General features: G+C 30.6%; 8 protein-coding genes. All 8 read left to right on the top strand.

All coding sequences use genetic code 11. The features are described from left to right. Positions 1-115 precede the first annotated feature (115 nt). On the top strand, positions 116-514 hold the full coding sequence (locus HNR52_RS09780; RefSeq protein ID WP_013788523.1) for a helix-turn-helix domain-containing protein: 399 nt from the start codon (positions 116-118) through the stop codon (positions 512-514). Then, the gene (locus tag HNR52_RS09775; RefSeq protein ID WP_013788522.1) at positions 511-972 is read left to right on the top strand and encodes a protein-export chaperone SecB; all 462 of its coding nucleotides are present in this window, start codon (positions 511-513) and stop codon (positions 970-972) included. The genes HNR52_RS09780 and HNR52_RS09775 overlap by 4 nt, the downstream gene beginning before the upstream one ends. Positions 973-1,047: 75 nt before the next feature. Next, positions 1,048-1,434, top strand: coding sequence for a type VII toxin-antitoxin system MntA family adenylyltransferase antitoxin (mntA, locus tag HNR52_RS09770; protein ID WP_435620480.1), 387 nt, complete (start codon positions 1,048-1,050; stop codon positions 1,432-1,434). Continuing rightward, on the top strand, positions 1,406-1,552 hold the full coding sequence (locus HNR52_RS09765) for a hypothetical protein (RefSeq protein WP_013788520.1): 147 nt from the start codon (positions 1,406-1,408) through the stop codon (positions 1,550-1,552). Before mntA ends, HNR52_RS09765 begins: the two co-directional genes overlap by 29 nt. 131 nt (positions 1,553-1,683) lie before the next feature. After that, the gene (locus HNR52_RS09760) at positions 1,684-3,963 is read left to right on the top strand and encodes a DUF8426 domain-containing protein (protein WP_435620479.1); all 2,280 of its coding nucleotides are present in this window, start codon (positions 1,684-1,686) and stop codon (positions 3,961-3,963) included. Continuing rightward, on the top strand, positions 3,963-5,234 hold the full coding sequence (locus tag HNR52_RS09755; RefSeq protein ID WP_013788518.1) for an McrC family protein: 1,272 nt from the start codon (positions 3,963-3,965) through the stop codon (positions 5,232-5,234). The genes HNR52_RS09760 and HNR52_RS09755 overlap by 1 nt, the downstream gene beginning before the upstream one ends. Before the next feature lie 342 nt (positions 5,235-5,576). After that, positions 5,577-6,053, top strand: coding sequence for a GNAT family N-acetyltransferase (locus tag HNR52_RS09750; RefSeq protein ID WP_435620478.1), 477 nt, complete (start codon positions 5,577-5,579; stop codon positions 6,051-6,053). A 16-nt stretch (positions 6,054-6,069) separates the two neighbouring features. After that, a complete protein-coding gene (locus tag HNR52_RS09745; protein ID WP_435620477.1) occupies positions 6,070-8,151 on the top strand; it encodes a phospholipase D family protein in 2,082 nt (693 codons plus the stop codon). Positions 8,152-8,283 lie beyond the last annotated feature (132 nt).

Here is an 8,283-nt window from a genome sequence, read left to right as displayed (position 1 = left end):
AATAAATCCGAACATAGAAAGGTCATGTTAAATTATTGTTCGGTGTATTAACTCCCGATTTGATATAAATCATGTAACTTTGTTACAAATATATTATACTAGGAGGGAATTAATTATGGAATTTATAGACAATAAATTAAAATTAGGAGATGCATGGAAGTTAATTGATGAGTTAGCTGATGAATCGACAAAAGAAAAGTTTGAATTAGATGATATATTATATGAGATTTCTATGAAGATATATGAATTTAGGATTAAAAATGATTTGACGCAAAAACAGCTTGCTGAGAAATTGGAAATTAAGCAATCAATGGTATCAAAACTTGAAAGTGGTCAATATAATCCAACCATTGAACAACTGTGGAAAATTTCAAAAAAGCTAGGATGGAATTTTAAGATAATATTTGGGGAAGAGAATAGCAAAGCTAAAATCTGGGATACAGTTGACTTTGAAGAAAACCTAAATGATGAAACAGATAAGAAATTAGAGACTAAATTGGCGGTGGGGTCATGATTAATGTAAATAAGGTGTTAGCAGACTTTCAGTTTGTTGGGAATAGGGTATCTGATTTTAAAATTGAGACGAGAGATATAAGAACAAATGAGTTTAAAGTACATGTTACTTACGATTTTGATTATAATATAAAAGAAGTTAAAGAATTGGAAGATAAATATATAGGATATATTGAATTTATAACTGTGATAAAGGCAAAAGTTAAGAATTCAATATTGTTTAAAATTAATTTAACTATGGAAGGCGTATTTGTTGGAAATACTCAAAAGTTAAAACAAGAGGATTTTCTTGACATGCTGGAGCTAAATGGCTTAACGACACTTTCTCAGTTATCGCGGGCATATATTTTAACTGTTACATCTCTTTCTGGAATAAATCCACCAGTAAAATTGCCTATGGTAAATATTTTTAAATTAATACAGCAGAAAAAGAATAATGGAGCAAAAAAGGTGAATTGAAGTGTTACAGAAGGATATTGATGAAGTCGAAAAAATATTTAAAAGTATGTTGGATGAACTTAAAAAAATTATGATATAAAACTGATATATGTATTTGGATCATATGCAAAGGGCAATAACACAAAGAACAGTGATCTAGATATTGCCGTGCTTTTTGGCGATGGCTATGATTATATGGATAAGCTTAATTTGATTGGAGATTTAATTTCTATATTTAAAAGAGATGATATAGATCTGGTAGTATTAAATACTGCAAACCCGGTATTGAGGCATCAGATAATTAAATTTGGCAAACTTATTTTTGAAGAAAATGAAGATATAAAAGTTGAATTTGAAGTGAAAACTTTAAGAGAATATATGGATATGGAACCTTTCAGGAGGACTCAGATGGAGTTTGTCAAAGAATGGATAGAGAATGTTTTGGAGGGAGATTATGACAAAAAGCATATTGGAAACAATTAATAATAAAATAAAAGAGCTTCAAAAAAATTTAATATTGCTGAAATCAGTGGCACAAGATGTTAATGAAGAAAATATAAAAGGAAAGATGCTCTTCTGCTATAATATCACAATTAGCTAATGATGATGCAATTCAAAAACGATGGACCAACTTCTGCAAAAAAGTATTAAGATTTGAGATGAGTTTTGATGAATAACTGACAAAGTCAAGAGTAACAAAAAATTATATATGATTGAGATGGAGGTATTTTAGTGGATGATCATGTACTAGAGGAAATAAAGAAGACTTGTGACAAACTCCTGACAGATAAAAAACTATTGCCTCTTGAACAATTAAATCAGGGGTATAATATATTTAAAGAAAAATTCAGCCCTGAGAGATTAAAAAGTTTAGATGGTGAACTTTTGATAGATACTATCTTTAATATTGGTAATAAAGATGGATTAAGTTATTGGCTGGAATTCAAAAACGATGATGAATTTAAAACTAATTCTAATAGTTATGGCAGCATTTCCGGTGGTAGTTCATATAAGTTTATCATGTTTAAAAGAAGCTCTGACGGCAAATGGGTCACAGGTAACCCTCAGAATCCTACTATTTTATCCATTGATAAAGCGGTTGAACTTGGCAGAAAAATAAGAGATGCTTTAGTTGCTGGAGCAAATTTGATTGATAAACTTTCAGATGATGCAAGTATAGAAGACTATATAAAACTACAGGAACAATTAAGTAACACATTAGTTTATAATAAGCAAAAACTTGGATGGGTGCATAAGTACTATCATATGCTGTATCCAAATAAAATAGATGCCTTTCATTCTACAAGATGGCAAGTACATGCCCTTATTTGCTGCAATATAAAGCCAGTGCAAGATGATAAACTTTATACGTTGTCTGGGCAATTAATGCAAATCACAAAAAAGACAGGATTACCTACAAGTTATGTAATGAATTCAATGTGTGTATTGTTTGGACCGCCTGTAAACTATTTTAGGATTGGCACAGGTGATAATGGCAATAGCTATTGGGAGGATATGAAGTCAAATTCATATGTAGGCATAGGCTGGGCAAAACTGGGTAATTTGACTTCATATGATGAAAGTAAGAGCATTAAAGAGGATATTGCTCAGGAACTTAAAAAACTTTATGGATATGATAATAATGTAGCAAGTAGAAAAGTTGGAGAAATCATAAGATTTTACAGAGATATTGAAATTGGAGATGTTGTAGTAGCAGTACTTGGTGAGAAAGTACTAGGAATAGGTAAAGTTGTTGGGAATTATGAATATGTAAAAGATAGACCTTATTCACATTGTAGAAATGTCGAATGGGTAAAAATATTTAAAGAACCTGTTCATTTACCAAAAGCTAGCACTGGGAAACTAACTGCCTGTTTCCAATATAGAGATATTAATAACATTTTCGAAATTAGAAGATTGATGAATGAAGAAAGCGATGAAATTATGATTAAGCCTATATTAAAACCTCTTACGGGTACAGTTGCAGAAATAGAAGGTGTACTAGCGCGCAAGAAACAAGTCATTTTATATGGACCTCCTGGAACAGGGAAAACATACTATGCTGAAAAAGCTTGCAGTGAATTTGCTGCAAGAAGTCTATTTCACAAGCCTTATGATTCACTTTCACAGAATGAAAAAGCTTTGATATTGGGTGACAGTACGACAAATGGTTATGTTCGCATGTGCTGTTTTCATCCATCATATGGATATGAAGATTTTATAGAAGGAATTAAACCAAGGATTGTAAATAATCAAACGGTATTTGAATTAAAAGATGGGATATTTAAGAGAATATGCAAAGATGCAATGGAAAATTCAGATAAAAACTTTTATTTGATTATTGATGAGATAAATCGCGGAGATATATCACGTATTTTCGGAGAACTCATTACACTTATTGAAGTGGGAAAGCGCGGCAAAGAGGTTATACTTCCACTTTCAAATGAATCTTTCAAAGTGCCAGACAATGTGTATATTGTAGGTACGATGAATACAGCGGATCGTTCGATTGCTCTTTTAGATGTTGCACTTCGCAGACGATTTGGCTTCATAGAATTAATGCCAGATTATAGTCTGTTTGATGGTGTGGCATTTGAAGGTTTACCACTTGCAGAATGGCTAAAGGAATTAAATAGTAGAATATGTGAGAACCTTGGCAAAGATGCTCGCAATCTGCAAATCGGCCATTCATATTTTTTAGAGAAGGAAAAACCCATTATAGATAATGAGAAGTTTAAAAGAATTATAAAAGAAGATATTATTCCGCTTATTGAAGAATATTGTTATGGTGATTATGAATTGATTTCTAAAATTTTAGGTGAAAGTATTGTAGATGTAAAAAATCAGACGATTAGATATGAATTATTTGATACACCGGATATTTCTGATTTAGTAACAGCATTACTATCACCATGTCCTGATATTCGCATAGGCGTGGAGACAACCAATGATGATATAGCAGATGAAGATAATGACAGTGAAGATAATCAAAATAATAGCGAGGAATCATGATGGCCAAGACAATCAGTTTAAAAGAGTGGGACAGCATAGTTTTGGATGGTATAGAATTATCGGATAGCAATGCTCGCAATTTAGCAAAAGTTCTTACGGGCAAGGGAATATTAGAAATTATAGAGATTAGAGGTGGCCTATCAATCAAGAGTAATTCATATGTTGGAAGAGTTAAACTTGGGGATTTACAGATTAATGTTTATCCTAAGATAAAGGGGCTACCATTGTATCAGCTTCTAAGATATGCATATGGACTTAGAGATCTAAAGTTATTTAATACCGGAGAGCATAACATAGGTAATTTTTCTTTTTTTGATTTGCTTATTTATGAACTTTATGTTGAGGCAGAAGATTTGATTCAAAGAGGACTTCAAAAAAGCTATATAAAGGAAGAAGAATGTTTGTCATCGCCAAGAGGCAGAATTGATATGAATAAGCTTTGTGCTCAAGGTGAACTAATAAGGGATACATTGCCGTGTAGATACTTTGCTAGAGATGAAGACAATATACTTAATCAGATTTTACTTTCTGGTTTAAGACTCGGGTTGAAGCTGGTAATGGATGATGGATTAAAATTTAGCCTTCAAAGATTGATTTCTTATCTTAAAGAAAATGTATGCGATATTATTCTTACGCGAACTAGCTTGAACCGTGCTTGGAATAGTATTAATAGACTGACAGAAAGATATTCCTCTATACTTAGAATAATAAAGATCTTGTATGAATCACAAGGGATACAGTTAGAGGATGGTTTAAGTTCAATTGACCTTAATGGATATTTTTTCGATATGAATGCATTTTTTGAAACATTGATAGGACGATTATTAGAAGATTTTGGCGGAGGTTTTTCTGTGAAATGTCAGTATAGCTTGCATGATATGTTTACATATGTTGCAGAGTTTAACCCACGCCTAAAAAAGTCTCCAACACCGAGGCCAGACTTTGCAATTGTCAAGCATGGTAAGGTAATAAAGTTAATAGATGCCAAGTATAGAGATTTATGGCATGACGACTTGCCACGGGAGATGTTATATCAGTTATCGGTTTATGCGGTAAGTGGTATTGGAAATAAGGCTTCAACAATACTTTATCCAGCCACAAGTGATATTCCTACTATACAAAAGATTGACATTAATGATCCTGTTTCAGGTTCAAAAATAGCAAGTATAATCTTACAACCAGTAAATCTTATTAAAATTGCAGAGTTAATTACTGATGAAAGTAGAAGGTATGAATTGATGAATTATATCGATGAAGTTGTTTGGAGTTGAACATTTACTATCTGGAACCATAACGAAGCAGAAAAGATTGCAAAAATAATGAATTACTTTTAGTTAGCACAGTACAGGTATAAATAACTATTTTCTTGACTTTTTGTTACAAAATGTTATTTTAATATTAAAGCTATTCACTAATACTACATGTGATGATGCTAGAAAAGATAAAAATGTAAGTTAAAGTATAATACGGTATTAAGAATATACCGAGCTAACAGATCAGGTTACAAATATGGAGTGTTTATTATATTAGGCAAATCTTGTAAAGAAACTAATATTAGTTGGTATAAAAATGGAATGCCCTATAATTATAATATAAATCCAGGTGATTGTATAGTGAACATAAAAATAAGAGAAGCATTATTTAATGATTATAAATCTATAAGTACTCTTGTTAAAGAAGTACATAGTTTACATGTTAAAAATAGGCCGGATGTGTATGTAGACGTGGAGAATCCATTTACGGAAGAAAGATTTAAGGAGATATTAAATGACGATAAAACGAAAGTTTTTGTGGCTGAAGATTGCAATAATGAAATAATAGCTTACAGCATTGTAGAAATAATAACTACGAGAAATGTTCCAATTCTTAAAGAGAGAAAATTTGTCTATATAGATGATTTATGTGTTAGTTCCACTCATAGAAGAAAAGGCGTGGGGAAAATGCTATTTAAACATATTGTTGATTATGCAAAAAAATCAGGTTATGATGCGCTAGAATTAACTGTGTGGGAATTTAACAGCGATGCGATAAAGTTTTATGAAAGTTTAGGTATGACGACAAGAAATAGAAGAATGGAATTGAAGATTTGAAAAGGAAGGCGCCGCCATGGAGCAGATAAGTTTGCTTGAACAAATCGATGATAATCCAACAAAAAAATATTTATGTGTTGTTAAAGATGACAAAATTGTTGATATGACATTTGAAGATATATTTGATACAAATACTTTCAACGAATTCTATGCTGTAACTTATGTTTCTTCACCCGCTTTCTTTTCAAAAGTCGTTAAAGACTTTAAAAAAGTCAAATTTATAATTGGCATTGATGATTCAGAATATTTATCGTCATTTACAAGTGGTATAGAAAAATTCGTTGATATCAAAGGAAGAATAGACTTTTGGAACGACTTACAGAAAGAAGTTAAAGAAAAAATTTGTGATGAAAGTATTTCTATCAGATTTACCTTAGATGCTCCCATTCACTCGAAAATTTATCTTCTAAATAACAGCGAAACAGGCTTTAAGAGAGTGGTGATTGGTTCTGCAAATCTTACAGAAAAAGCTTTTATTAATAAAAAGCAGTATGAAGATATCATTATATTTGATAATGACGTAGAAAAGTACGATTTATATTATAATCAGAGGTTTAAACCATTGTTTGAAGCGGGAGTTAATTATATTCCTGACATAATAAGAAAAAAATATCTAAAGAATCCTTCTGTAATATTGTTTAGCAAAGAGGTAGCAACAGAAATATTAAATAATGATTTAGAGATAAATCGCAATAAATTTTGTGTATTGACAGATGAACAAATGGCTGAACTAAAATCCCGATCCCAACAATTAGAAGAACATTATGAAGTAAAAAAAGAAGAGATTCAAAGGTCAACCAATATAATAAATCATATTACGAAAAAGAAGGGAAATAATTATATCTTAAAACCTCCCGATGAGCTAAAAAAGCAAACTTTGCAAATTGAAACTATTATATCAAAAGCTTCTAAAAATATCACAGATGATGTTAGGCAATTATATAAATTTATGGATAAAACAAATACTCTTTCTGTTGTTGATAAAAACAATCATGAATTTTATAAACTATTTTCAGAAAAAATTGATATAGAGAATATAAGAAAAAATCTTGAATTAATCAATCGATTTGTAAATGCCTATGAATTATTTACTTTTAAAACAAACAAGACATATCAGTCTAAAATAATGGAGATAATTTTATTCTCATTTATGTCGCCTTATATCTGGAAGTTGAGAGAAGAAATTGTCCTAAAAACGAGTTCAGAAAGCAATAGATCTACTTTTCCGGTATTTTTAGTTATTGCAGGAAGGGCTGCTTCTGGCAAAACAACAGCATTAGAATTTATAGGGCTATTGCTTGGCAATAACAGCCCATATTATATACCTTATAGTTTAATACAAAGCGGAAGAACAGTCGATAAAAATAAATTAGAAAGCTACTTTGACTCTGAATATCTTGCACCTATACTTGTAGATGAAATTCCCTCTTCATTTTTTACTGGGAAAACCGGCGAAAATATTATTAAGGAAATTAGCAATAATACAACTGGAAAACACCCTGTAATGATAGGGACAACAAATGTAAGAGAATTTAATACCACAAGTCAAGTTTTGAGAAGAATATATTATATACAGGTTGACAGCGAATTTAATACTAAAGAATTTAATGCAGAATCTAAAAAATATCTAAATGAAATAGAGTCTGAAATTGACAATTCATTATTTAAAGATTTCTCTTATAGAATTGCAGAAAAAATCAAAAATGAGGAGATTCTTTATAAAGAAAATGACTGTTTATTTTTGGCGAGAGAAATCTTTAAAGAATATTATAAAGAATGTGGAATGAATGTACCTGAATGGTTTCCACATCAACCATTTTATGATTATGAGGAAAGAGGCAAAGAGATATGGAAGAACATCTATGAAAATAATAGGGATGCTTTTATAGAAAAAGATGATGGTACAATATATGTAAATACATCGATTATTTTTAATAATCCGCGTGAAAGAGAAAACATTGTAAATTATTTAGGTATCGGGTGTGTTAAAGAAGATAGTCAGATATTGTTATTAAATGGTGATATATTTTATAATTATATAGGAATTAAACCAAGAAATTCTTTTATTAGCACAATAAAAAAATACATAAAAAGATAAATGATGTTTGATGTGAATAGAAGAAGTTAAAAACATGAAAGAAGGGAATAGAAAAAGGAATAAGTACGTACATTTTATGATAATTAGTTTAAGGCAATTAATAATTGCTCCAAGAGCCACTTTTTAGGGATT

Source organism: Thermoanaerobacterium thermosulfurigenes (assembly GCF_051201035.1).
GTDB classification, from domain to species: Bacteria; Bacillota; Thermoanaerobacteria; order Thermoanaerobacterales; family Thermoanaerobacteraceae; genus Thermoanaerobacterium; species Thermoanaerobacterium thermosulfurigenes.
Note: the sequence above shows the minus strand (reverse complement) of the source record. Positions and strands in the feature narration are given on the sequence as shown.

What these genes read in the sequence shown, in the direction of transcription:
- HNR52_RS09775 (WP_013788522.1), top strand. Translation starts at nt 511, where the DNA reads ATGATTAATGTAAATAAGGTGTTAGCAGACTTTCAGTTTGTTGGGAAT.
- HNR52_RS09780 (WP_013788523.1), top strand. Translation starts at nt 116, where the DNA reads ATGGAATTTATAGACAATAAATTAAAATTAGGAGATGCATGGAAGTTA.
- HNR52_RS09765 (WP_013788520.1), top strand. Translation starts at nt 1,406, where the DNA reads ATGACAAAAAGCATATTGGAAACAATTAATAATAAAATAAAAGAGCTT.
- HNR52_RS09755 (WP_013788518.1), top strand. Translation starts at nt 3,963, where the DNA reads ATGGCCAAGACAATCAGTTTAAAAGAGTGGGACAGCATAGTTTTGGAT.
- HNR52_RS09745 (WP_435620477.1), top strand. Translation starts at nt 6,070, where the DNA reads ATGGAGCAGATAAGTTTGCTTGAACAAATCGATGATAATCCAACAAAA.